This window comes from Shewanella saliphila (genome assembly GCF_014648295.1).
Lineage (GTDB): Bacteria > Pseudomonadota > Gammaproteobacteria > Enterobacterales > Shewanellaceae > Shewanella > Shewanella saliphila.
On the sequence record NZ_BMQV01000051.1, the window covers coordinates 1 to 25,513 of the forward strand.

19 protein-coding genes are annotated in these 25,513 nt (G+C 40.5%); 14 read left to right on the forward strand and 5 right to left on the reverse strand.

The window, feature by feature from the left end; all coding sequences use genetic code 11:
* Positions 1-217: 217 nt before the first annotated feature.
* Together rbsK and rihA are read right to left on the reverse strand one after the other, a co-directional pair.
* Positions 218-1,129: a ribokinase gene (gene rbsK, locus IEY48_RS17765; RefSeq protein ID WP_188922740.1), complete on the reverse strand. Its 912-nt coding sequence runs from the start codon at positions 1,127-1,129 to the stop codon at positions 218-220.
* A gap of 49 nt (positions 1,130-1,178) precedes the next feature.
* The gene (gene rihA, locus IEY48_RS17770) at positions 1,179-2,111 is read right to left on the reverse strand and encodes a pyrimidine-specific ribonucleoside hydrolase RihA (protein ID WP_188922742.1); all 933 of its coding nucleotides are present in this window, start codon (positions 2,109-2,111) and stop codon (positions 1,179-1,181) included.
* Positions 2,112-2,355: 244 nt separating this feature from the next.
* On the opposite strand from rihA, the gene IEY48_RS17775 reads away from it, so the two are divergent.
* Complete coding sequence (locus IEY48_RS17775) at positions 2,356-2,607, forward strand: YkgJ family cysteine cluster protein (protein ID WP_188922744.1); 252 nt, start codon at positions 2,356-2,358, stop codon at positions 2,605-2,607.
* A 35-nt stretch (positions 2,608-2,642) separates the two neighbouring features.
* Complete coding sequence (locus IEY48_RS17780; RefSeq protein ID WP_188922746.1) at positions 2,643-3,098, forward strand: Rrf2 family transcriptional regulator; 456 nt, start codon at positions 2,643-2,645, stop codon at positions 3,096-3,098.
* Here IEY48_RS17780 and IEY48_RS17785 read toward each other — a convergent pair.
* The 3 genes from IEY48_RS17785 to gpmM all read right to left on the reverse strand — a co-directional run bounded on the left by IEY48_RS17785 (position 3,073) and on the right by gpmM (position 6,637).
* Positions 3,073-3,831: a divergent polysaccharide deacetylase family protein gene (locus IEY48_RS17785; RefSeq protein WP_188922748.1), complete on the reverse strand. Its 759-nt coding sequence runs from the start codon at positions 3,829-3,831 to the stop codon at positions 3,073-3,075. The two genes, IEY48_RS17780 and IEY48_RS17785, sit on opposite strands and share 26 nt — an antisense overlap.
* 120 nt (positions 3,832-3,951) lie before the next feature.
* On the reverse strand, positions 3,952-5,085 hold the full coding sequence (locus IEY48_RS17790; RefSeq protein WP_188922750.1) for a murein hydrolase activator EnvC family protein: 1,134 nt from the start codon (positions 5,083-5,085) through the stop codon (positions 3,952-3,954).
* A gap of 10 nt (positions 5,086-5,095) precedes the next feature.
* The gene (gene gpmM / locus IEY48_RS17795; protein ID WP_188922752.1) at positions 5,096-6,637 is read right to left on the reverse strand and encodes a 2,3-bisphosphoglycerate-independent phosphoglycerate mutase; all 1,542 of its coding nucleotides are present in this window, start codon (positions 6,635-6,637) and stop codon (positions 5,096-5,098) included.
* A gap of 241 nt (positions 6,638-6,878) precedes the next feature.
* Here gpmM and IEY48_RS17800 point away from each other — a divergent pair, with 241 nt between their 5' ends.
* The 12 genes from IEY48_RS17800 to brxL all read left to right on the forward strand — a co-directional run bounded on the left by IEY48_RS17800 (position 6,879) and on the right by brxL (position 25,296).
* Entirely contained in the window at positions 6,879-7,313 is a 435-nt protein-coding gene (locus IEY48_RS17800) for a rhodanese-like domain-containing protein (protein ID WP_188922754.1), read from the forward strand.
* 202 nt (positions 7,314-7,515) lie between these two features.
* On the forward strand, positions 7,516-7,989 hold the full coding sequence (gene secB, locus IEY48_RS17805) for a protein-export chaperone SecB (RefSeq protein ID WP_188922756.1): 474 nt from the start codon (positions 7,516-7,518) through the stop codon (positions 7,987-7,989).
* 3 nt (positions 7,990-7,992) lie between these two features.
* Positions 7,993-9,009 (forward strand): NAD(P)H-dependent glycerol-3-phosphate dehydrogenase, encoded by a 1,017-nt coding sequence (gene gpsA / locus IEY48_RS17810; RefSeq protein WP_188922758.1) that lies wholly within the window; start codon positions 7,993-7,995, stop codon positions 9,007-9,009.
* 116 nt (positions 9,010-9,125) lie between these two features.
* Positions 9,126-10,307, forward strand: coding sequence for a BaiN/RdsA family NAD(P)/FAD-dependent oxidoreductase (locus tag IEY48_RS17815; RefSeq protein WP_188922759.1), 1,182 nt, complete (start codon positions 9,126-9,128; stop codon positions 10,305-10,307).
* A gap of 603 nt (positions 10,308-10,910) precedes the next feature.
* Positions 10,911-11,111: a methylation-associated defense system helix-turn-helix domain-containing protein MAD1 gene (mads1, locus tag IEY48_RS17820; RefSeq protein WP_188922761.1), complete on the forward strand. Its 201-nt coding sequence runs from the start codon at positions 10,911-10,913 to the stop codon at positions 11,109-11,111.
* A 23-nt stretch (positions 11,112-11,134) separates the two neighbouring features.
* Positions 11,135-11,641, forward strand: coding sequence for a BrxE family protein (locus IEY48_RS17825; protein ID WP_188922764.1), 507 nt, complete (start codon positions 11,135-11,137; stop codon positions 11,639-11,641).
* A 2-nt stretch (positions 11,642-11,643) separates the two neighbouring features.
* Positions 11,644-12,420, forward strand: a complete 777-nt coding sequence (locus IEY48_RS17830) for a BrxA family protein (RefSeq protein ID WP_188922766.1) — start codon at positions 11,644-11,646, stop codon at positions 12,418-12,420.
* Complete coding sequence (locus tag IEY48_RS17835; RefSeq protein WP_188922768.1) at positions 12,407-12,991, forward strand: BREX protein BrxB domain-containing protein; 585 nt, start codon at positions 12,407-12,409, stop codon at positions 12,989-12,991. Before IEY48_RS17830 ends, IEY48_RS17835 begins: the two co-directional genes overlap by 14 nt.
* A 12-nt stretch (positions 12,992-13,003) precedes the next feature.
* Positions 13,004-16,636: a BREX system P-loop protein BrxC gene (brxC, locus tag IEY48_RS17840; protein ID WP_188922770.1), complete on the forward strand. Its 3,633-nt coding sequence runs from the start codon at positions 13,004-13,006 to the stop codon at positions 16,634-16,636.
* Positions 16,637-16,648: 12 nt separating this feature from the next.
* The gene (gene pglX, locus IEY48_RS17845) at positions 16,649-20,698 is read left to right on the forward strand and encodes a BREX-1 system adenine-specific DNA-methyltransferase PglX (protein WP_188922772.1); all 4,050 of its coding nucleotides are present in this window, start codon (positions 16,649-16,651) and stop codon (positions 20,696-20,698) included.
* Positions 20,695-23,244, forward strand: coding sequence for a PglZ domain-containing protein (locus tag IEY48_RS17850; protein WP_188922774.1), 2,550 nt, complete (start codon positions 20,695-20,697; stop codon positions 23,242-23,244). The genes pglX and IEY48_RS17850 overlap by 4 nt, the downstream gene beginning before the upstream one ends.
* Before the next feature lie 9 nt (positions 23,245-23,253).
* Positions 23,254-25,296: a BREX system Lon protease-like protein BrxL gene (gene brxL / locus IEY48_RS17855; protein ID WP_188922775.1), complete on the forward strand. Its 2,043-nt coding sequence runs from the start codon at positions 23,254-23,256 to the stop codon at positions 25,294-25,296.
* Positions 25,297-25,513 lie beyond the last annotated feature (217 nt).

Sequence of the window (25,513 nt, forward strand, 5' to 3'; positions counted from 1 at the left end):
CTCCGCCAACTTAAGATGAAGGCCTTTGCAGTAATGCAAAGGCCTTTTTCGTATTTGAAATTTGAAAATCTAATCAGCGTGGTAAAGCCGTTTGCTGCACTATATGTACCGCAGACGGCTTGTCATGCCTCATCTCCCGCGACTACATGTATCAGCTTAAGCAATGACAAAAAGCCTCGTCATTTAGACGAGGCTCTTTGTTGTATAGAACTTGATATCAATTATTTAACTGATCTCGATATGGAATACTACTTTGTGCTCCATGACGGGTAACCGCAATCGATGAGGCTTTATTAGCAAAAATTACCGCTTCTTGCAGACTTTTACCTTCATCTAATGCCACCATCAGTGCGCCATTAAATGTATCCCCTGCAGCGACAGTATCGATAGCATTAACTATTGGTGCAGGTATGAGTTGCCCTTTACCTTGTTCACTAACATAAGCACCTTTGTTACCTAGGGTGATTACAACTTTATTGATACCCTGTTGATGAAAGTAATCAGCTGCTTTTGAGGCGCTTAATTGATCACTGACCTCTACTCCTGTTAATGCATAAGCTTCTGTTTCATTTGGTGTGATAATGTCGACTAAGCTAAGTAGTTCTTTGCTCAACATAGCTGCTGGCGCAGGATTGAGTATGCTGATGCATTGATGTTGTCTTGCAAGTTGTAATGCTGCCTTAACACTTTCTAATGACGTTTCTAGTTGGATTAACATGTAACTTGCTTGAGCAAACTTAGCTTGCTGTTGTTGAAAATGCACTGCTGATAGGTAGGCATTAGCGCCGGGAACGACTCCAATGCTATTTTCACCTTGCTGATTTACAAAAATCATCGCGGTACCAGTGCTTTGATCTGCTATTTGGTAGCATCCTTCAAGTTCGATACCATCAGCTGCCCAAGTGTTACGCATCATTGCCGCGTTACTGTCATCACCGAGTGCTGATATAAAGCTGATAGTTTGCTTTGCATTACGTAAGCGAGCAGCTGCGACAGCTTGATTTGCACCTTTACCACCGAGTTCAAGGCGATATTGTTGGCTAATTAAGGTTTCTCCAGCTTGGGGAAGATCATCAAAAGTCAGGACATGATCGGCATTGGCGCTACCGACAACTAATAAAGTGCTCATGCTTTTCCTTTATGGTCATGTAGATATCAACCTACATGACATTTTTGGGTTAGTAATCGTTTAGACGCTCTACGATAAAGTCGACAAACCCTTCACGGTTTATATTAAACAAGACTTTGGTATTGTGCGGATTTCCAGTTAGTTGATATCGGTCTACAACCGTCATTCCTTGAGTGTGCTCACCTTTTGTTTCAACGCCAACCCAACAATCTACAGTGGTAAATAATGATGGGTTTAATAGCCAGGCAATGGTGCAAGGGTCATGCAGTGGCGCACCAGTAAAGCCCCATTTAGGATCGCGATGATAAATCATAAAGAAGTCGAGCAGTTCAGCAACGCATTGAGCGACAGGATTATTAATTGCTCTAATACGCTCAATGTCCTCATCCATAATCTGTGCTTCATGAGTAACATCAAGTCCACACATTACGATAGGAATGCCTGATTTAAACACCATGTCAGCTGCTTCTGGGTCGACAAAAATATTAAATTCAGCAGCAGGTGTCCAATTACCTACACCAGCTGCACCACCCATCAGTACAATGCTATCAATATTATGATGTAGCTCTGGGTGTGTTGCTAAAAACAGCGCAATATTGGTTAAAGGACCCGTTGGAACAAGTGTTACAGGTTGAGTGCTGTTTTTGACTTTTTCAGCCATTAATTCAATTGCTGTTTGGCTGACTGGATCAAATGCAGGGTCGGGTAATTTAGGCCCATCAAGACCGGTTTCACCGTGGACATTATCAGCAATAATTAATTCGCGCGCTAAAGGTTTAGGTGCTCCGGCCGCCACGGGTATATCATGTCGGCCTAGTAAGGTGAGTACGCGTAAGGCATTGTTTAATGTTTTATCTGGTGTTTGATTACCTGCACTGGTTGTTACTGCAAGGACATCAAGCTTGTCTGAACTTAACGCTAAAATGAGTGAGATGGCATCATCATGGCCAGGATCACAATCGAGAATGACAGGACGTTTCATAGGTGATTTCCTTATTCAATAAGAGGGGATAATGTACCATTATGACGGTTGTTGATTTAATGCTTAATAACTGAAAATGTGATCTGATATACGCCGATATAATGGGTACGAACTAACTATCGCAGCTAATTTGCCTTAGCTAGGTTGTAGTTTCAATTATTGATTTGATGAATAATGTAATTAAACGTGTTTCTATGATGCTGTTTTTAAATATAATAAGCAGTTATAACCCGCGGAGTAAGTTATGGATTGTCGTTTAGGTTGTGGTGCTTGCTGCATTGCACCTTCAATCACGAGCCCGATCCCTGGTATGCCAAATGGTAAACCAGCGGGTGTGCGTTGTGCGCAACTAAATAATGACAATTTATGTAAGATTTTTGGTCAGCCTGAACGACCAGATGTGTGCGCTGAATTTACTGCCAATATTGATGTTTGCGGCACAACAAATGAGCAAGCTTTATGGTTGATCACTGATTTAGAGTCTTCAACATGTTAATCTGCGGCAAATATTTACTTTGGATACTTTAGATTATGCAACTGACTCGATATACAGACTTTGGTATTCGTATTTTAATGTACCTTGCTGTGCAACCAGAGCGCGAAAATTTGTTTCGCATTGCTGAGGTAACGAGTGTATTTGACTTGTCGTCTAATCATGTGGCTAAAATTGTTCATCAATTGGGGCGATTGGGTTACTTACAAACAATTCGTGGTAAGAGCGGTGGATTTAAATTGGCTAAAACGGCTAGTGAGCTCAACTTAGGCCAGCTAGTGCGTGACCTAGAACATTCACTTGCCCCCATTGACTGTGAATCACCTTATTGTCGTTTTACCCCGGTTTGCAAACTGAGGGGGGTTTTAGCACAAGCGGTTGCGGCGTATTTAGCCGTATTAGATCAGTATACTTTAGCTGATATCGTGACTAACAAAGACGACCTATTAGCATCTTTACCTGATTTATCTATTTCAGTGTTGCAGTTGGATTAGCCTGACTTGTGGTGGCAATGTTGATGTCATCAAATAACTGCGATGTTTGAACTAGCACAATACCATTGGCTTCTAAACGGGATAGGTTTGCTCGTAAAAACTGAATCGTTTCTGGATAAGGATGGGCGATAGCCACTAACTTACCTTGTTGTTTGGTTCGCTCAATTATCTGGTTAAATTGTTTTTCTAACCCTCGCTGACTCACGTCATTATCTAAAAATACATGCCTTCTTAACAACGGTACGCCAAGTTTATTAGCGGTATCGCTTGCCTTGGTATATTTGGTTGTCACACTGTCGACAAAAAACAATTGCTGCTGTTTTAAGCTTTGCATAACCCATAACATAGGGTCATCCATTTGGGTTAATAAGCTACCCATATGATTATTAGCCCCTTTGGCAAAAGGAATGCTATTAAATGCAGCTTGTAGCTGTTGTTTAATTTGTACTTCGCTCATGTCATTAGTTAATCCGCCTGGGCCTAAGGCTTTACCGTTTAATGCCTGCATGGGCAGATGCAACATGATTTCATGACCTTTTTGATGGCCATCATTAGCCAGTTTTTGGCCGAGTGGAGTATGAGGTAATACTGACAAGGTAATATTGGCTGGCAGTGTTAATGCTGCTTCGTCAGTGAGTCTATAACCAATATCGTCGATGATAATGGCTAGTTTGGCGGCGTTTACGGGTAACAAACCGCATAAGTAAATGAAGAAAATTAATAGAATTCGCACAAGTTTAGCTTATTTTTTTAAGAGTTATTGTTGTTAATATCATGCTAACAAACCGATTATAGGCATATTTAATGGGCTTGATACAGCGCTATTTAGGCGCAAACGTCGTGAACAGTACCATTAGCGACAATAATAAGCAGGGTCGACCGCTTTGCCTTTATTACGGATTTCAAAGTACAGTCCGGGTTCGCTTTGCCCACCAGAGCTACCCACTAAAGCAATCGAGTCGCCACTTTTGACCATATCGCCAGGCTGCTTTAATAATGTTTGTGCGTGACCATAAAGGCTCATGTAACCCTTACCATGATCGAGCACTAACACCATACCAAAGCCTCGTAGCCAGTCAGCATAAATAACTTTGCCAGGCGCCACAGCATGAATATTTTGCCCTTCAGGTGCCGACAAAACGCTGCCTTTCCAGACTATTTGCCCTGAACGGCTACTGCCAAAGCGTTTGCTCATACGTCCTTTTGTTGGCCATTTCAACTTACCCCGTTGATTGGCTAAGCCGTCCATTGTTGGATTCGCTTGAGCGGTTACCATGGCTTGCTGAATAATACGCTTTAAACTGGCTTCTTCAATTTGTAGCTGCTCGAGCTCTGCACCTTTACTCGATAAGGTACGCTGTAATTGAGTGAGGGTTTGCTTTCGTTGATCTTGTTCTTTAGATAACAGCTGCGCCTGCTTTTTTTGTTCAAGCACTAATGCATTGAGCTTTTGCTGCGAAGTCACCTGTTGTTGCTTCACTTTATCTAAATCAATACTGGTTTGTTTTAGCTGTTTAATTGCTTTAATTCGGGCATTATTTAAAAATTGATAATACGCCAGCATACGTTCAACGGTGGCAGGATTTTGCTGATTAAGCATCATTTTTGTGTAGTCATGATTACCGGCAAGGTAGGCACTAGATAGCTGTTTTGATAATGTTTGCTGCTGACTACTTTTGAGGCTGGCGAGTTCGATTTGTTGCTTGTCCAATTCGCGTAATTTAGTATTAACGGCTGATAGTGAGGCTTGAGATTGATTGACTTTTTGAGCTGCTTTTGCAATGGCTTGCTCGTCACTTTTTAATAAATTAATCAGTTTTTCGCGCTGTTTAGCGGTATCTTTAAGTGAGTTTTGTTGTTGGTTTATTTGCGATTGAATAGATTTTAATGCCGATTGACGAGAAGCCAAATCAGCACTGTTTGCCATAAATGAAAGGCTTAGAAAGCCAGCAATTATGCTGGCTTTAACAAATAAACGAGTTATCACGAGTTAATGTTTACTCTTTAAGGTCAATAATACAGCGCCCGCTCATTTCTTCCGGGATGCTTTGGCCCATTAAGGTTAACATAGTTGGCGCGATATCGCTCAAGCGTCCACCATCTTTTATTGTGGCGTCACGACCAACATAAACGAACGGTACCAAGTTACTGGTGTGCGCTGTAAATGCTTGTCCATTAGAAGGATCTTTCATTTTTTCGGCATTACCATGATCGGCTGTAATTAAGCACTCACCATCCACTTTTGCTAATGCATCAACGACACGACCAATACAGGCATCGACAGCTTCACAGGCTTTAACCGCAGCATCAAAATTACCTGTGTGGCCAACCATATCGCCATTAGGGTAGTTACAAATAATCACATCGTATTTGCTTGATTCAATTGCGGCAACGAGCTTATCGGTCAGCTCTGTTGAGCTCATTTCAGGCTGTAAATCGTACGTAGCCACTTTAGGTGATTGGATTAAAATCCGATCTTCGCCTTTAAATGGTTCCTCTTTGCCACCGTTAAAGAAGAACGTCACGTGAGCATACTTTTCTGTTTCAGAAATACGCAGTTGAGTTTTACCCTGGTTTTGTAGGGTTTCACCCAGGGTATTCACTAGGTCTTCTGATGGATAAGCCACTGCTGCATTAATGTCGGCAGCGTACTCAGTTAGCATCACAAAATCGACTTTTGGGGTTTTATTACGAACAAAACCATCAAAGTCAGGGTTGACGAAACAACGGGTAATTTGGCGTGCACGGTCAGCACGGAAATTCATAAATATAAGTGAATCATTGTCGTTTAATTCAGCGACTTGACCTTGGTCATCAACAATGGTCGATGCTGATACAAATTCATCGTTTTCATCACGAGCATAAGCCGCTTCTAAGGCTTCAGGGGCACTGCTGTAGCTAAACTTACCTTTGCCTTCACTGATTAATTCGTAGGCTTGTGACACGCGATCCCAGCGGTTATCACGGTCCATCGCAAAGTAACGACCAATGATTGATGCTGTACGTCCATGGCCTAATGATGCAAACAGTTTATCAAAATGCACTAAGCTGTTTTTGGCACTGCGTGGCGGTGTGTCGCGACCATCTAAAAATGCATGTAAATACACTTTAGTTGCGCCACGCTCAACAGCCATACGGCACATGGCTTCAATGTGCTCTTCGTGGCTGTGTACGCCACCAGGAGACAATAGCCCCATGATGTGAACCGCACCATTGGCTGCTATAGCCTTGTCTACTGCTTCACAAAGCGCTTGGTTTTTTTCAAACTCATGGTCAGCAATCGCTTTGCTTACACGGGTCAACTCTTGATAAACAATACGGCCTGAACCGATATTGATATGGCCAACTTCAGAGTTACCCATTTGGCCGTCTGGTAAACCCACATCGATACCAGAACCTGAAATTAAGCTGTGAGGATATTGTGCATTTAGCTTATCTAGCACTGGGGTGTTTGCATGGAAAACCGCATTGTCTTGCGGATCTTCACTGTAACCCCAGCCATCGAGGATAAGTAATGCTAAAGGACGTTTCTGAGTCATTTGCAAGTACCTTTTAAGTTAAAAATAGAAGTGTTATAAAATTTCAATTGTATGAATATTACTACTTATCGATAGCGCACAAAAGGCATATAGGTTTGAAGATATAACTAAAGCAATGATTAAAGTGGTGCGGGTCACGATATAAACGCGTTATTTAGGTGTTTCACTAATGAAAACTACTTAGCAAAACGATATACTCGGTGGCATCTCATCTTAGCCATTGTCAGAGAAATCAGTAATTATGCAAGAGTACATGGAATTTTTTAAAGCTAACCCAATGTTAAGTTTAGCGTGGGTAGGCTTATTTGTGGCGCTTGTTGTTAGCGTCATTAAATCGGGTACATCTAAAGTAAAAAACGTCAGCCATCAAGAATTAACCATAATGGTTAACAAGCAAGATGCCAAAGTTGTTGATGTACGCGGTAAAGAAGAATTTAAGAAAGGCCACATTGTAGATGCATTAAATGTCACCTTATCTGAAATTAAAAATAATCAAGTCTCAAGCCTTGAAAAATTTAAATCTAGCCCCATTATACTTGTATGTAACTCAGGTATGACATCGTCACAAGCGGCTCAACTCCTTACTAAACAAGGTTTTGAAAACGTGTTTAACCTTAAAGGTGGCATGGGCGAATGGCAGGGTGCAAATTTACCCGTAGTTAAAAGTAAGCGTTAATTACGCGACTAAATAGACACAGTGTTAACGAATTGGGAATGCGCTAACACTGTTTATCAACAAGATTTTGTTGAAATTATTTTAGCAAAATCAACTTTACGGGAAAGCACTAACGATAGGTCAATCGATTGATTCTTAGTTGCAAAAGCCCAACACAATTAGCTGCAAAGAAAAGCTAAATAACACATATAGGTAGGAAATTATGGCTGAAGTCGCAAACAACGAAGCACAAGCACCACAATTTAACATTCAGCGTATTTATACAAAGGATTTGTCTTTTGAAACGCCAAACAGCCCAGCTGTTTTCCAAAAAGAATGGAACCCAGAAGTTAAGCTAGACCTAGACACTCGTAGCAACAAACTGACTGACGACACATTCGAAGTGATTTTATCTCTTACTGTTACTGCTAAAAATGGCGAAGAAACAGCATTCTTATGTGAAGTTCAACAAGCCGGTATCTTCTCTATCTCTGGTTTAACTGAACCACAACTTGCTCATTCTCTAGGTGCATACTGCCCTAACGTGTTGTTCCCATACGCACGTGAATTAGTCGGTAACCTAGTGGGTCGTGGTACATTCCCACAACTAAACTTAGCGCCAGTTAATTTTGACGCACTATTTGCTCAGTATGTTCAACAGCGTCAAGCTGCTGCAACTGAAGAAGCAACAGCATAATTTATGAGTAATACTGCCGAAATTACGGTATTAGGGGCGGGGTCTTATGGCACCGCCCTTGCTATTTCTTTGGCGAGCAACGGTCATAAGACGCTGCTTTGGGGACATGATCCTAAAAGCATGCAAGTGTTAGCTGACAATCGTTGTAACGAACAGTTTTTACCGGGTATTCAGTTTCCGGATTGTTTAGCAATTGAACCCGATTTAGGTAAAGCACTCGCCGCAAGTAAAAATATTTTAGTGGTAGTGCCAAGCCATGTATTTGGTGATGTACTTAAACAAGCTAAGCCGTTATTGCGCAAAGATGCACGCATTGTGTGGGCCACCAAAGGGCTAGAGCCTGAAACTGGTCGTCTATTACAAGACGTTGCACGTGAACAGTTAGGTGAGCAATACCCATTAGCGGTATTGTCTGGGCCTACTTTTGCTAAAGAATTAGCTGCGGGCTTACCTACTGCCATTTCGGTAGCAGGCACATGCCCTCAGTTTACTCACGACCTGGTTGAATTACTCCACAGCCCAAAACGATTACGTGTTTATGCCAACGACGACTTTACTGGTTTACAGTTAGGTGGCGCGGTTAAAAACGTCATTGCAATTGGTGCCGGTATGTCAGACGGTATTGGCTTTGGTGCCAATGCGCGTACGGCATTAATTACCCGTGGACTTGTTGAATTGAGCCGTTTAGGTGAAGCGCTAGGCGCAGAGGCCTCAACATTTATTGGTATGGCCGGTTTAGGTGACTTGGTACTGACATGTACCGACAACCAGTCGCGTAATCGCCGATTTGGTTTGGCTTTAGGCCAAGGTAAAGACGTGAACACAGCGCAAGAAGAAATTGGCCAAGTGGTAGAAGGGTATCGTAACACTAAAGAAGTGTTCACTTTAGCCAAGCGTCTCGGGGTAGAAATGCCCATCACAGAGCAAATCTATCAAGTGCTATACCAAGGTAAGGCACCCGTTGAAGCGGCTAAAGAGTTGCTCAGTCGAGATAAAAAGTCTGAGACACTCAAAAAATAGCGCAGCAGAACGGTTAAGTTAACCGTGAGTAGATATCAAAAAGGATGCTAAAATAGCATCCTTTTTTGCATTTATACGTAACGTAAATCATCAATTCAAATTGTGTGGAGTAAAGCGTGAAACATCATGACGTAATCATCATCGGCGCTGGCGCGGCAGGGTTAATGTGTGCTGCAACTGCGGGCTATCGAGGTCGTGATGTATTAGTGCTAGACAACGCCAAACAGGCTGGTCGCAAAATTTTGATCAGTGGCGGTGGGCGCTGTAACTTCACCAATCAAAAGGTTGAACCGCATCAGTTTATTTGTGGTAATCCACACTTTGTTAAATCGGCATTAGCGCGTTATCGCTCAAGCGACTTTATTGAGTTGATTGAACGCCATGGTATTGAATATCACGAGCGCGATCATGGTCAGCTATTTTGTAACGATTCAGCCAAAGATATCGTCACCATGTTAATGACCGAATGCGAGTGGGCAGGCGTTAAGGTAAAGCTTCGCACAGAAATGCTCTCGGTAAGTAAAACGGAGAGTGGCTTCAGCTTAAGTACCTCAAATGGTGACTTTAGTTGCACATCGTTAGTGATCGCCACTGGCGGATTATCGATGCCTAAACTCGGCGCGACGCCATACGGGTATAAGCTTGCGGAACAGTTTGGTTTAACCGTATTACCCACCAGTGCTGGATTAGTACCTTTTACTTGGCATGCCGATCAAAAGGTACGTTTTGAACCATTGTCAGGTATTGCCGTTCCATCAACGATCACCGCACAAGATGGCACTCAATTTAGTGAAGCACTATTATTTACCCATCGCGGTTTATCTGGCCCTGCAGTACTGCAAATTTCAAACTATTGGCAAGCAGGCGAAGCCATTTCAATAAATCTACTCCCAGGTGAAAATGCGTTAGAAAAAATCGAACTCGCGCTTAAAAATCATCCCAAACAAAGTTTACGCAACACCCTTAGCCATTGGTTGCCAAAACGTTTAGTTGAAGCCTTATTTGAAGAAGCACTATTAGATAAAGCCTTAAATCAACTTGGCCACGGCGAACGTGAACAACTCGCTCAAAACTTAAATGACTGGTCAATTGTGATGAATGGCACCGAAGGTTATCGCACCGCAGAAGTCACCTTAGGTGGTGTTGACACTAATGAGTTATCTTCAAAAACCATGCAAGCTAATAACGTCGCAGGGTTATATTTTGTTGGTGAAGTAATGGACGTAAGTGGTTGGTTAGGTGGGTTTAATTTTCAGTGGGCCTGGTCATCTGGTGTTGCAGCAGGGCTGGCTGTTTAGTTGAAAGCGTGGAATTAAAACGAAGACAATTGGAATTAAACGAAGACAATCTTTTTTTGAAAATGGCTTAGATTTAACCTATCCAATTGATTGTTAAGGTTAAAAGATTGTCTTCGTTTTTGGTATGATTTACTTAGATCATTTAGGTAGGAGAATTCGCTTAAATAAAGCTAACTCGAAAGTCATCATTTTCGCACCTCATATTGATTAGGTCCATTAATCTAGTTGTATTTCGTTACATACTAAAAAGACGGGTAATTGCTTAAAAGAGTGTTACTGGAGCCTTTGATTATGTAGTCGCTAACAGCGAGTCAGTCTGCACCAATATAAATAGAATGCTTATACTTATGTGCTTGACTACCGGTTTTGATTAACGAAAATGATAAGTTTCACCTAAATTATTTAGCGCTCTTCATGTACACCTTGATTAAATCCACTGCATCACCTTTCTGCATTTATTTATACTCCACGAGCGAAGGTAATATTGATATTCGTCAATTAGTTGGGTATTGATTTCATAATAGATTGCCCATACCTCAATTTTCTCATATGCTGCCTATTGTTCCTTACACATGACTTGAAAAATAGAGTATTTACATTGCAATGACGGACCAAATTTTAACACTAAAAGAAGTCGCCATTTATTTAAAACTTACTGATAAAACTGCATACCGTCTTGCTAGTGAAGGTAAGCTTCCAGGGTTCAAAGTGGGCGGTTCTTGGCGGTTTAAGCGTGAAGACTTAGATGCGTGGATAGAAGTACAAAAATTAAATAAACCAAAAGCATCAAGTCGCGCTGAATAAACGGACGTTTTAAGGAGAAAACAATGGATAAAGAAACAATTGATAAGTTAATTTCACTTCGCTATTTAGTCGGATTTCTAGGTGAGAAGAGCCAATTTAGCTGGTGGGCATCTAATTTTTTAAACCCATCAACAAAAAAGATGCTGGAGTTTACCTTTCCCCGAACGGCATACATTGCTCAATATGAAGCCGTGTCTGCAGCCGCAGCTAAAATTCATGATGAATCAATCGGTGTTGGTAAATCTTTCCACTTATTTCGCTTACCTGAATTTATTGAAAAGACGTTAGTTGAACAGTTAAAACGTGATAAAAGTGATAAGTATGAATCACTAATCATTTCAAAAGAAGACGCCATAGAAAGATTAAGTGAGCTTTCAAGCTCAGCAAGCTTAATCGGTGAAGGTCCAATTAATGTTGGTCAAGTAAAAAGTAATCAGTGGGAGCAGTCGATTCCCAGAATTGCATCCGCCTATCTACAAGCATTCAACGACCATAAAAAAGCATTTCCATATTTTCAAGGTGATATATAAAGATGGTTGAGCAGTACTATACAACACAGCTATCTGCTGGACTTGGTTTAAGGGAAGAAACCAAAGGTTTATTCGAGCTTTGGCAACCAGGAATGAACACCCAACAATTATGTGATGTCGCTTTAGAGTCCGGCTCTTTTCCAAATGTGACAGCCAGACGTTTACGCAATATTGTTGCTGAATGTTTTTTCCCCAGATATTTAAGAAATGAAGGTGTAGCCCAGCAAGTAAAAGAGCTACTGCCCATACTTTCAACGTCAGAAATGAGCCAAGTTTTTTATTTGTATACGGCTAGAGCTAATTTTATTCTGGCCGAATTTGTTAAAGACGTATATTGGCAAAAGTATGCATCAGGTTATCAGAGCATTCATGTTGATGACTCCAAAGCATTTGTAGAGCTTGGTTTACAAGACGGAAAAATGAAAAAGTCTTGGTCAGACACAACAATCAAACGAGTTTCATCATATATTTTAGGCTGCTTGGTAGATTATGGTTTTTTAGAAGTCCATAACCGATCTGAACGAAGACTCATACCACCTAGGATCTCTGATCATATTGCCGTTTATCTCGCCTATGAACTTCATTTTTCGGGTTTAGGAGACAACGCAGTGATCAATCACCCAGACTGGCAGCTATTTGGCTTAAACCCTGATGATGTTAGAGAAGAGCTAAAAGCATTAGCCGTTAATCGGCATTGGATTATCCAGGCTGCTGGTGACGTTGTGCAAATTAGCTGGGCATATAAAAACATGGAGGAAGTCATTAATGTCGTTGCTTAAATCAAATTTTGATGAATTAGTTGCCAAAATAAAACAAGGAAGAGAATTTACCCACGCTAGCTTTGAACCCATTTATTATCTGGTCTTTTCTCCAGAAGAAATCGTTGCCGTTAAACGACAAAAGAAAGCTTGGCTCGCGCGTTTGAAAACAGAAGGCTGGAATGTCAACGAGTTTTCTATTACCGATCAAATTGAAAATCTGCTCAATAAAATCAACCCAGCAGTAAAAAAAATGTGGGATGCGGCAGATAAAAAAGAGCCACTTAATTTTGACAAAGTAACCAAGTCAATAACCAATGCTCTAACTAAAGAAGGCTCTGGTTTAAAAGAAGCCTTTGAACAGTTTTTACTAGAAACCGAAGCAGACCCTAATGCACTCATTCTGGTTACAGATCTTGAAGCTCTCCATCCCTATATGCGCATTGGTGCGATTGAGGCAGGGCTTCAAGGCAAGTTCAATGTACCGACAGTATTTTTATATCCTGGTCTTAGAACCGGGAAAACCCGACTTAAATTTTTAGGTTTTTACCCAGAAGATGGCAATTATCGCTCACTTCATGTTGGTGGTTAAAAGGAATAGATCATGACAAATATCAGAACTTTATTTGATGCAAGCAAAGGATTAGACCGACGCATTGAAAAGGTTATTACCTACGGTAGTAACGAAGAAAAAAACCTAAAAGCTGAAATTTCAGAATACGTAGTAACTGATCATCTATGTGAAAGTATGCATGAGCTGCTAGAGCGCATGCAAACCGCTATGAATTCAAATGATGAAAATGAGATAGGTGTTTGGGTATCAGGCTTCTACGGTTCAGGTAAATCATCTTTATCTAAGTACATTGGTATGGCGCTTGATGATCGCATTACGGTTGATGGCACCCCATTTTTACAACATTTTTCCGATCGTATCCGAGATGCAAGAACAAAAGCGCTACTTAATACGGTTGCCAAACGATTCCCTGCTTCTGTCGTCATGGTTGATTTGGCCAGTGAGCAATCTTCAGGCGCGTCAATGGAAGATGTGGCAACAGTACTTTATTACAAAGTACTTAAGTGGGCTGGTTATTCACGCAATCTAAAAGTAGCCTCATTCGAAAGAAGACTAAAAAAAGACGGCCGCTATGAAGAGTTCGAGCAGAAGTTCTCTGAAATGCTCGACGGTGAAACCTGGCAGACCTATCAAGACGACCCATCAGTTGTCGATTTCATTATTCCTGAGCTTGCTCATCAAATGTACCCTAAGTTTTGGCCGCACTCAGACAGCTTTAAAACCGATTACGAAGAAATTGTCTTCACTGTAGAGCAACAAGCCCAAGAAATAATCGATATCGTGCGTGAAACCAGCAATAAACAATATTGCATCTTCATTTTTGATGAAATCGGTAACTACGTTGGCCCACGTGAAAAATTAATATTTAAGCTTCAAGGTTTTGCTCAAATAATTAAACAATTGGGTAAAGGTAAGGTTTGGATTTTTGGTACGGCTCAACAAACCTTGGCCGAAGATGATAAAAGCGCTGCGCTAAACTCACCAGAGCTTTACAAGCTAATAGACAGATTCCCAATTGATATTCGATTGAAATCAAGTGACATTAAAGAAATATGTTACTTGCGCTTATTGGGTAAATCAGCCGATGGCGAAAAACAGTTAAAAGCATTGTTTGAAAGCAATGGCCAATCACTTCGCCATGCAACCAAATTAGAAGGTAACAAGTTTTACGAAGCAGATATAGATGAAAAGTCATTTGTAGACTTATATCCATTCCTACCCGCTCACTTTGAGTTACTACTTAATTTACTTGGCGTGTTAGCAAAGTCTACCGGTGGTATTGGTCTTCGTTCTGCAATTAAGGTTATTCATGATGTACTAGTGGAAGGTACTGATGAGCAATCACCAATAGCAGATCAAAATGTTGGTTGGTTGGCTACATCGGTAACACTTTACGATGCGTTAGAAAAAGATATTGGTGCTGCATTTGCAACTAAACACAAAGCAGTAGGTCGACTTTATCAGTCAAACTGGTATGACTCTGCCAATCATCAAGGTGTTGCTAAAACAGTCGCACTGTTAGAGATATTAAATAATTTACCCATTACCAGGCAGAATGTTGCGGCATTAATGCATGGCAATGTGACAAATCAATCACAAAAAGAAGTCATAAATCAAGCTATTGAAGATTTAATAAACGACCCCAAAGTACCACTTGCAGAAAAAGATGGTGAGTTAACCTTTTTTAGTGAAAAGCTAAACGATATAGAACAAGAACGTCATCAATTGCGTTTACCGTCTATTGAATTACGTAAAATAATGAGCAATGCATTACGTGAAGTAATGAGCCCGTTACCAAGCGTAAATTTGAACGGCTCTCGTTCAGTACAAACTGGCATTAAGTACAATAATGAATCTGGTCTAGTGTCTTCTTTAAATGGTGAACGCAACCCTATTCAAACAGTGATTGAACTTGTTTCATCAACTGATTTTGATGTGGCAAGAACACGTTTAGTCGATGCATCTCGTCACAACGCCAATGACATTTATCTTTTAGCAAGAACATCGCCAGATGTGGACTCGCTTGTTAATGAAGCCTACCGTTGTGATGAAATCGCCAACCGTTATCGTAATGAAACCGATAAAGACATTAAGAGTTATTGTAAAACGCAAAAAGACAGAGCGGCGAATCTTTTAGGCCAAGTAGAGGCCAAACTTAGTCGCAGCCTAATTAATGGTGAGTTTATTTTTGGTGGTAATGCAACAGCAGTAGAAGGATACGACCAAAAATTGCTTGAGGCATGTAAGAAAAACCTACTCGAAGCAGCAAAACAAGTATTCGACCGCTATCAAGAAGCAGCTGTTCAAGTTAATACCAATATAGCTGAAAAGTTTATACGCGCAGACAAGTTATCGGTGATCACTGCAGATATGGATCCGTTAGCATTAGTTGAAAAAAATGGTGATAAATATGCCATTAATGAAAATTACCCTGCTATCACGAGTATTAAAGACTATATCGACTCGCGAGGCGGTATTGATGGAAAAGTATTGTCCGACCATTTTTCTCGCCCACCATTTGGTTGGTCGCAAGATACACTTCGCTACCTCGTCGCTGCAATGTTTGTTGGTGGAATTGTTAAGTTCAAAATATCAGGCACTGAACTGACTAGTTCAGGGCAAAAAGCAATCGACGCTATAAAAACTAACAATACTTTTAAAAGTGTTGGTGTGCATGTCAGGGATGATAGGCCCTCCCTCGACACGCTCATGAGAGCATCTGAACGCCTTACTGAATTTACAGGTGAAATGGTTTTTCCTAATGAAGACGATATCAGTAAGGCTGCCGTTAAATACTTTAACAAAGCACAACATGATTTTGGCTCTCTTGCAGCTGAGCTCAGAAACCTAGACATTCCAGGTGAAGATATAGCAGATAGTCTTAGAAATGATTTAGCCAACATGTTGCAGTCAGACTGCTCAGATGCACCACAAAGGCTTGGTGCCGAAGAGTCACAAGTATTTCAATCTCTGCAATGGGCCACCGCAGTACAGTTAAGCTTTAAAAAAGGACTCGATAAAACCATTAAAAGTTTAAGTGGGCTTATTACATCCATTGAAGTATTACCAAGCTCAGGTATTCCTGGCGAACTAAAGCAAACCGCGGCTGAAGAAATTTTAGTGTTCAACGATAAAATAGCCAAAGCGGATTTTTATCAACTAAGCGCAGACTTTAATTCAATATTAACTAGCCTCAATGCTCTAATCGCTTCAACCGTTGTTGAGATGCAAAATCAACAAGAGCAAAGTATTGAACAAGCGCAAACCGAAATAGCGGGTCATGTTGACTGGAATGAATTAACCGTTGACGAGAAAGCCCAAGAGCTTAAACGTTTTGATTCGTTAGGGTTAACCGTATCGCAAGATATTTCAGGTTTAAAACAGCTTATTTCGCAAGAGTTTAATATTAGTCAAAAACTGAAAGAAGTTAGCCATTCAGTCAGCCAAAAAGCCCAAGCCAAACGAGCACATCGCATAACAGAAGAGAAAGCGAAATACGAAGCCGAAGGGAAAGGTAATCAAAAAATTGAACGCAAGGTGACAATCCCTAAACGGGTTACGCAAAAAGCGGAACTTGAACAACTTATTCAAATACTGCAACAGCTCAAAGGTGACTTAGAGCTAAACAGTGATATTGAAATTCTCTTAAATTTTGAAAGTTAAAAGGACTTAACCATGGCGTTTGACCAATCCACCCGAAATCGCTTAAACCGATTTGTTGCAGACTCAAGAGGCTTGCTCGCAACCGAGTTTACCCGGCAACTGCAAGCTACCTATGGCATGAACCCAATAACCGGTGAAATAGCCAATATAAACTCACTGGCGGGCCTTACACCACACCAGCAAGAAACGGCGCAGCTATTGCGCGATACCTTTGAGCATTATTTAGCGGCTAACGATCACAGCAAAAGTAAAAGCAAAGAAAAAGAGCACCGACTTGCAGCATTAGACCGCATCGTTCGTGAACAGGCATTTACTGTTTTAAATCGTCTGGCAGCACTTCGAATGAGTGAAGCCCGCGGTTTTTTAACTGAATCGCTCGCTAACGGTTACGACTCAAAAGGCTTTCAACTGTTTCACCGCATTGCCGGTATCAGTTTGGGCGAAACCGGTGAGGCTTATACCCATTACTTATTCAGTATTTTTGACGAATTTGCATTAGACCTTTCTGTGCTGTTTGACCGCTTCTCTGCACAAGGACGGTTGTTTCCATCAACGCCGGTATTGTTGGAGTTACTGGCATTAATCAATCACGATGAAGTCGCCCCATTATGGGCAGAAGATGAAACCATTGGTTGGATATACCAATACTTTAACTCGCAAGAAGAACGCAAAAAAATGCGCGATGCTTCACAAGCTCCTCGCAATAGCCGCGAGCTTGCGGTACGAAACCAATTCTTTACCCCGCGCTATGTGGTGGAGTTCTTAACCGACAACACTCTTGGCCGTATTTGGTATGAAATGACCAAAGGGCAAACCAAATTAGTTGATGAATGTGAATACTTAGTAAAACGGCCTAATGAGGTTTTTCTCACTGAGGGTGAGGATGCGCCTGAACAAGAGCAAACCCAAGGTTTAAGCCAAGAAGAGCTTCTACAACAAACTGTTTATATAGAGCATCGAGGGTTAAAAGATCCGCGCGAGATTAAAATGCTCGACCCTGCCTGTGGCTCAATGCACTTTGGTTTGTATTGTTTCGATTTGTTTGAACGTATTTATGATGAAGCCTGGGATATAGAAGCCGCTCAAGGAGCGGATGTTTTTGTTCGTGAGAATAACCAACCATCATTAATGCAAAGTTATCACGATAAAGCAGAGTTTTTGACTCATGTACCACGTTTAATCATCGAGAATAATATTCACGGAGTGGATATTGACCCACGTGCTACCCAAGTAGCTGGTATGTCGCTATGGCAACGGGCTCATAATAGTTGGCAACAAGCTGGTATTAAGCCACAACTCCGGCCGCAAATCACGAAATCAAACATTGTTTGTGCCGAGCCTATGCCGGGTGAAAAAGAGTTATTACAAGAATTCACTTCGCAGTTAAAACCTACTGTTCTTGGCCAATTAGTAGAAGTGATATTTGATAAAATGCAGCTGGCGGGTGAAGCAGGTACGTTACTTAAAATAGAAAAAGAAATTGAAGACGCAATTACAGGCGCCAAAGCCATTTGGCAGCAACAAAACCAAGCATTAAGTCAATTTCCAGATTTAGCTAAGGTAGCTAAGCGACAGAATGCAGGTAAGAGCGAAGTTGATTTTGATGTGTCTGATATTGATGATGAGAGCTTTTGGCTCCAAGCTGAACAAAGAATCCTTGACGCATTGTCTCAATATGCAAACTCAACATCATCAGATATGACAGAGCAAAAACGTTTGTTTGCTTCTGATGCTGCGAAAGGTTTTGCTTTTATTGATTTGTGCAAGAAAAAATTTGATGTCATATTGATGAACCCGCCATTCGGAGCTGCTTCAACGGCTACGAGAAAAATAATTGAATTAAACTATCCAACTTCATTTTATGATTTATTTGGATGCTTTGTTGATAGAGGTAGTGAAAAATTAACAACAACTGGGCTGCTAGGCTGCCTCAGCTCAAGAACAGGCTTTTATTTATCTAGGATGGAGAAGTGGAGAACGAAAATAGCGTTTTCTGATACTAGGTTGACAGTGATGGCAGATCTCGGCTTAGGAGTATTAGATGATGCTATGGTAGAAACTGCTGCATATGTTGTTAGTGCTGCTACCCCATCAAACCATAAAATTCACTTTTTTGATTTAATGTCATCCAAAAACAAAAATAGCGACTTGATTTCTTACATTAACGTGGAGCGAGATAGAGGACAAAAATTAATTCAAGCAGAATCCTTTAAAAGTTTGCCTGGTTCACCTTTGTCATATTGGGCGAGTGAAGAAAAGATTAACTTATATACCAATAACCAACTATTTGAGAATGGACTAGGTGATATTAAACAGGGCTTAGCTTCTGGCGATGACTTTAGATTTGTTCGTTCCTATTGGGAAATCCCTCTAGAAGAAACGGGAATGTGCAAAAGATGGATATCTTTTGCAAAAGGCGGTGAATATCAGAAATATTATTACGATCTTGATTTAGTAGTAAATTGGGAAAAGAAAACTCAAGAAGTATATAAACTTCGAACAACTCAATTTCCCGTATTGCTGACTCGCAATGCACACAAATATCTCTATAAACCTGGTTTAACTTACCCACAACGAACTCAAAAAGGCTTTAGTGTAAGACAACTTCCGAAAGATTCTATTTTTGGCGGTAAAGGGCCAGCAATATTTCCTTCAGATGATGGTCGTAGTTTATATTATTACCTTGGTTTATTTAACTCTGATATTGCTGAAGAACTTATTCAGCTACTTATTTGTTTTGGTTCTTATAATGAAGGTTACGTTGCCAAACTTCCTTGTCCAAATTGTGAATATTTCGATGAAAGTAAAATCTCGAACTTAACACAATCTCTTGCTTGTTATGTAAAAGCAGATAACTCAAGTTCGGAGCTTTCAAAAAGTTACCTTGGCCCCTTTATAAAGCCTATGGTAAATAGAGTATTTTTTGATGAGGCTCGTGCGTATCTTGAGCATTATTTTTTGTATCTATATAAGTTGGCCGATAAGCCTGTCGATATATTGTTTGATGTGGAAGAACTAAGAAAAGTTAAATGTGACGTTCACCAATATGACTCGTTTGAATTTATTTCATATGTTTTTGGTTTTATTTTAGGGCGATGGAAAGAGCTAGGGGATGAACAAGATCTTGTGGCTAAATTTTCAACAGATATATTTACCGAATCCCGATTTTCTTCTTTGCTTAATTTTGAAGCAAAAAAAAGTATATTAATGTATAAAAATGATAAATTACTTGAAGGGGAAATAAAAAATGTGTTTAGAGCTTGCTTTGTAACTGACGTTGAATCTCAAGAAAATTCAATAATGAATAAATTAAAGATATCAAATTGGTATGAATACTTTTCTAATCCTAGCCGTTTTTTTGAATCACATTTGAAGCAATATAGCAAAAGTAGAAGACAGAGCCCAATTTACTGGCCACTTCAGTCAGTAAGTAGAAATATAACATTATGGTTAAATTTTCATGCTATTAAAACACAATCATTATTATTTCATTTGAATGAAGATATATATCCCAGATTAGAAGAGTTAGAAACAAATAAAAGTACCATCTTGAGTATTGTTAATAGGTCAAGAGAACAAGAAACTGAGCTTGAAAAAATATCAAATGAAGTTGCTGATATTCAAAGCTTCTGCGATCAATTATTAGAATTATCAAAATTCTGGCAACCAAATCATAACGATGGTGTGCAAATCACTGCAGCGCCACTATGGCGCTTATTTCAACACAAACCTTGGCAGAAAAAACTCAAACAAACCTGGGAACAGCTCCAGGAAGGGGAATTCGATTGGGCTCATTTAGCTTTTTCTACTTGGCCAGAGCGAGTGCTTAAAAAATGCCTCGACGATCGCAGTTTAGCCATTGCTCACGATGTGGAAAATGAGTTATGGCATGAAGTTGAAGTGCTTAAAAAGAATAGAAAAGAGCCTGTGTTGGAATGGCAACCTAAACCGCTTTCTGATGCAGAATTGCATGCTTACATCAGGGAGAAAATTGCCACGGATGACCGCTTAACGCTTTACCGTTCCAATCAAGCGAATAATGTAAATGGAGGTAGAGTATGAGTATCGAGCAGTACATAAAAACCGATATTTTACAAAAGCGCTTGGCCGATACCAGTGTGCTGGTGGTTTATGATGGTGAGCATCGCTACCAACAATTAGCCCAAGATATGGCTTCCGAACAATGCGAAGTGGTTGATGTTAGCCAAGGGAGTTTGCTTACCCGACAACAAGCAGTAAGTGCACTCTCTAAATTAAAGTCGGGCAAACAGCTTTTAGTGTATGTGCCCAAAGCTGCACCTATGGAAGAAGAAGAAAAACAAAAAGATCCCTTTGCACTTTATGCGGCGGCGGGGTGTGTTTTCCCCGATCCTGAACGCTCGGGTGATAATTTTTTAGATATCTGTTTAAAAGCAAAGCCTGACCAAGCGACTGAAATTCGCCAATTATTTGAACAAAATGATAATCCGAGTTTTGAAGTGATCAATGCGATTGGTGGTGGCGTAAACTGGCCTACCCTACAAGCAGCGTTACACACAGAAGGCGCGGCCAATTTATTGTTCAAATTTATGACCGCCAATAAAGAGGTGCAAAGCAAATTAGCAGGGCAAAAAAGTTGGCATAATGAAGCGTTAAGCTTATTTAATTCAACTTTAGGCTTAACACTACGCACTAAGCAATCGAGCTGGTCTGCTATCGCGGACGAGCTATGGCGCTTTGTATTATTTAGTGAATTTGTTTTTGACTTAAATGAAGCTATCCCTGCGAGTTTATCTGATGTAATGGTGGCCAAATCATCAGCCAAACCCATCATTGAAGAGTTGGGTGATAACTTAAGAAAGCATACCGATTACCAGAGCCTATATGTTGAACGTGCTAGTGCCGTTGAAGCTGAGCTAAAACTAAGTGCGCTGTGCGTTAACATAACCAAACTAGGCAATAGAGATACCTTCCCGTTTGAAGAGAAGTGTTATTTAAAGCAAGCAATTGATGCCTTGATTGCTGATGAGAGAGACCTAACTCGCAAAATTGTGAGTGAGCATGCTAACTCTGTTTGGTCAGCGAATAGTGATAGCCAGGTGAATTGGGAGTTGGTTAAATCGTCACAGCGCTTACTAGAAACCTGTGAAGACTTATCGCGAGAGTTACCTAATTTTACTAAAAAACAAAGCGACTTAATTGAGTTTTACCAATCGTCGCTTCGCCGAGCAGATCAATTACATCGTGAATTTGAACAGGCAGTAAACGACTGTCCTGTAGCTGACGATTTAATGCCTGGCGTGGTCAACCTAGTTCGTAAAAACTACCGTAAATTGGTTGAGTCAGTACAGTTACGTTTTACACACTTTGTGAATGATTCCGGTTGGCCACCAGCTGGGTTTCTTTCTAATACTCAAGTATTTGATAGCAAAGTGGAGCCATTACTTAAAAGCAGTGGCAATAGAGTCGCTTATTTGATGGTAGACGCATTACGCTATGAGCTTGGCTTTGAGCTCAATAAGCAACTAGTAGAAGACGCTGACTCTCACCTTTTTGCTGCATTTGCTACGTTGCCCTCTATTACTCCTGTGGGGATGGCGAGTTTATTGCCTGGCGCATATGAACATTTATCGGTGAGCTTAGAAGACGGTAAAACTAAAGCTTTATATAAAGGAAAACCTGTTGGTGATGTCGCTCAGCGTATGGGCGTATTTAAATCACAATACGGTGATCGCTTTCATGAGATGACGTTAAAAGACTTTGTGAAAATGCCTAAGAGTAAGTCGATAGCGACATCTGTCGATTTGTTGGTTATTCGCAGTACCGAAATAGACAGCTTTTTTGAAAATCACCCTGAAGATGCACCGTCTATGATGCAGCGTGAATTAAAGCAAATACGTCAAGCGGTTAACAAACTACAAAGCCAAGGTTTTCAGAAAGTATTTATTGTTACCGACCACGGTTTCTATATGAATAATGCCCAAGAAGCTGGCGATAATGTTAAGAACCCAGATACCAACTGGAAAGTGGAACACCAACGAATATTACTGGGTGCTGGTAACTTAGACGACCTTCACTATAGCCTTGCTAACGATAAACTCGGGATTAAATCTGATATTAGTATGTTTGCTGGGCCTCGATCTTTAGCACCTTACCGTAAAGGTATGCTTTATTATCATGGCGGTTTGTCATTACAAGAATGTTTAGTGCCTGTTATTGAAATCACCTTAAAATCGAGTGTTGTTAAAGCAGGGCAAACAGCATCAGTAGTGTTAGATTACAAAAAAGGCGCTAAACGTATTACGACTCGTTTTGCAGTGATTGAGCTGAAGCTAGAATCGTTAAGTGCCGATTTATTTGGCGAAGCTGAAGACTTAGAAACGACAGAAATATTATTAGAAGCGCATTCTGGTACAGGTAAAAATTTACAAGTAGTTGGTGAAGCTCGCCCTGGTGAGTATGTTAATGCAGCAACAGGCACGGTGACTCTTGAGCCCGGCGATACGATAAAAGTAACACTAAAAATGGACCCTGAATTTGAAGGTAAGTTTAAAGTTAAAGCAATTGACCCTGTAACAAATAGCATTTTGGGCGATGTACTTGAACTTGAAACCGATTATGCCGTTTAAGGAATCAGTATGGATGCGTTAGATAGTAAGTTGATTGAGATATTTGACGGTAAATTAGTTCGTAAGGATTTACTTCAAAGGATTAAAAAAGGCACCAATGTGCCTACGTTTGTGCTGGAGTTTTTGTTAGCCAGATATTGTGCGAGTGATGACGAAGATGAGATACATGCAGGCTTAGAAGCTGTGTTGGAAACATTGTCTGATAACTATGTTCGGCCTGATGAATCTAATGCTGCGCAATCTAAGGTTGCCACGAAAGGCAAACACAGTTTTATTGATAAAGTGCATGTGCGATATGTTGAAAGTCAGCGAAGGCATTGGGCATCTCTTGAGAATTTTAATTCGCAGAAAATTGCGATAGGTGAGAAATTTTACAAAGAGAATAAGCGCTTACTCGAAGGCGGTATATGGGCAGAAGTTAAATTGGCTTATAACGAAGTCGATGAAGATGATTATGCTTTTTATATTGAAAGCCTACGTCCTATTCAGTTAAGTCGCTTTGATTTTAATGAGTATAAAGACGGCAGAGCATTAATGACGCGTGACGAGTGGATGGACGCTATTCTCCGCTCAGTAGGCTTAGAAGCAAGCAAATTAACCCCAAGAGTTAAGTTTCACTTTTTACTACGGTTAGCTCCATTAGTGGAAGCAAACTTTAACTTTATTGAATTAGGGCCACGCGGTACAGGGAAGTCATATTTTTATAGTGAGTTCTCCCCTTATTCGACACTGATTTCTGGTGGGCAGGCGACTGTTGCTACCTTGTTTTACAATAAAAATCGCAAAGAAACCGGTTTAGTTGGGCATTGGGATACGATTGCTTTTGATGAAGTGGGTAACATGAAGGTTAAAGATCCTGATGTTATTCAAATTTTAAAAGATTTTATGGCCAATGGACGATTCTCTCGTGGCAAAGAGGTCATTGCAGATGCCAGTACAGCCTTTGTCGGTAACTTAGATTTATCTGTTAATCAGGTGGTTAATTCTAGCAAGTATGATTTATTTCAGCCATTACCCAAAGAGTTCGACCTTGCTGTGATGGACCGTTTTTATGCGTATTTACCTGGTTGGGAAATGCCGAAAAACTCGAGTGAATATTTAACCAGTAACTACGGTTTTATTACTGACTATTTAGCAGAGGCTTTTCATCATCAGCTAAAATCGGTAAATGTTTATGAGATGGTGAATAAGCGTATAAAGCTTGGGCGAGCCATTGAAGGCCGCGATGAAAAAGGCATTAAAAAGACGGTTTGTGCATTTATTAAAATGCTTCACCCTCATGGCCAGTGCTCTGATGAAGAGTTTGAACAGTATGTTGAGTATGCTGTTGAGTGTCGTCGCCGTGTAAAAGAGCAAATGAATAAGCGTAAGCCAGACGATGAGTTTGCCAATATTGACCTTTCATATATCAATTCAAAAGGCGAAGAAATTATTGTACGTTGCCCAGAGTCCATTGGTGCTTTAGCAACACTACAGCCATCGAGAGCTGTGTCTGAGGACGAAAGTGAAACGACTGACGTTCCGCTAAATGAAAGCGGCTCTAGTGTTACAGATGTACCACTAGAGCCGGCAATAGTTGCAGAATTAAAAGAACAGCATTACACGATCAATTATGACTCGACGGGTTACAGCTATGAGTCGATTATCACTTCTTATTTAAAAGGTGCAAAATCGGTTGTTATAGAAGATCCATATATTCGCGCTAAACATCAATTGAATAATTTTGTTCGTTTTTGTGAAGCTGTAATCAAGCAACCGTCCATAGATAAAATCACCTTAATTACCTCTTATGATGACCATACTGATGTTAAGGAGATGGCTGAAGCCCTTCAAGATCTCCAGCAGAGTCTATTGGAGCTGGATGTTAAGTTGGATGTACAAGTGAATGAAAATCTACATGACAGAGAAATCCGTATTGATAACGGATGGACAGTTAAAATCGGCCGAGGCTTAGACTTTTTCCAAAAGCCAGAAAGTTGGTTTGGTGTAGGAGTTAATGATTTATTACTACGAAAATGTCTTGAAACAAAAGTTGATATTTTTAAGCATTAGGAAAATAAATGAGTAAAAGAATTTGGAATAAACCTGGTGTTCCCCACATGGGATGGAAGTATGTAAGAAAGATAACTTTAGATTCTCCATCACGGCGTTTTTCAAGACAGTTGTCGCCTAAATTGTTAAGCAACTTCTTTATGTTGCTCTGGATTTAACGCCACAGCGCCTATTGGTTGCCAGTTTCGCTCTTCTTTTGACCATCGCTCTGGATGTT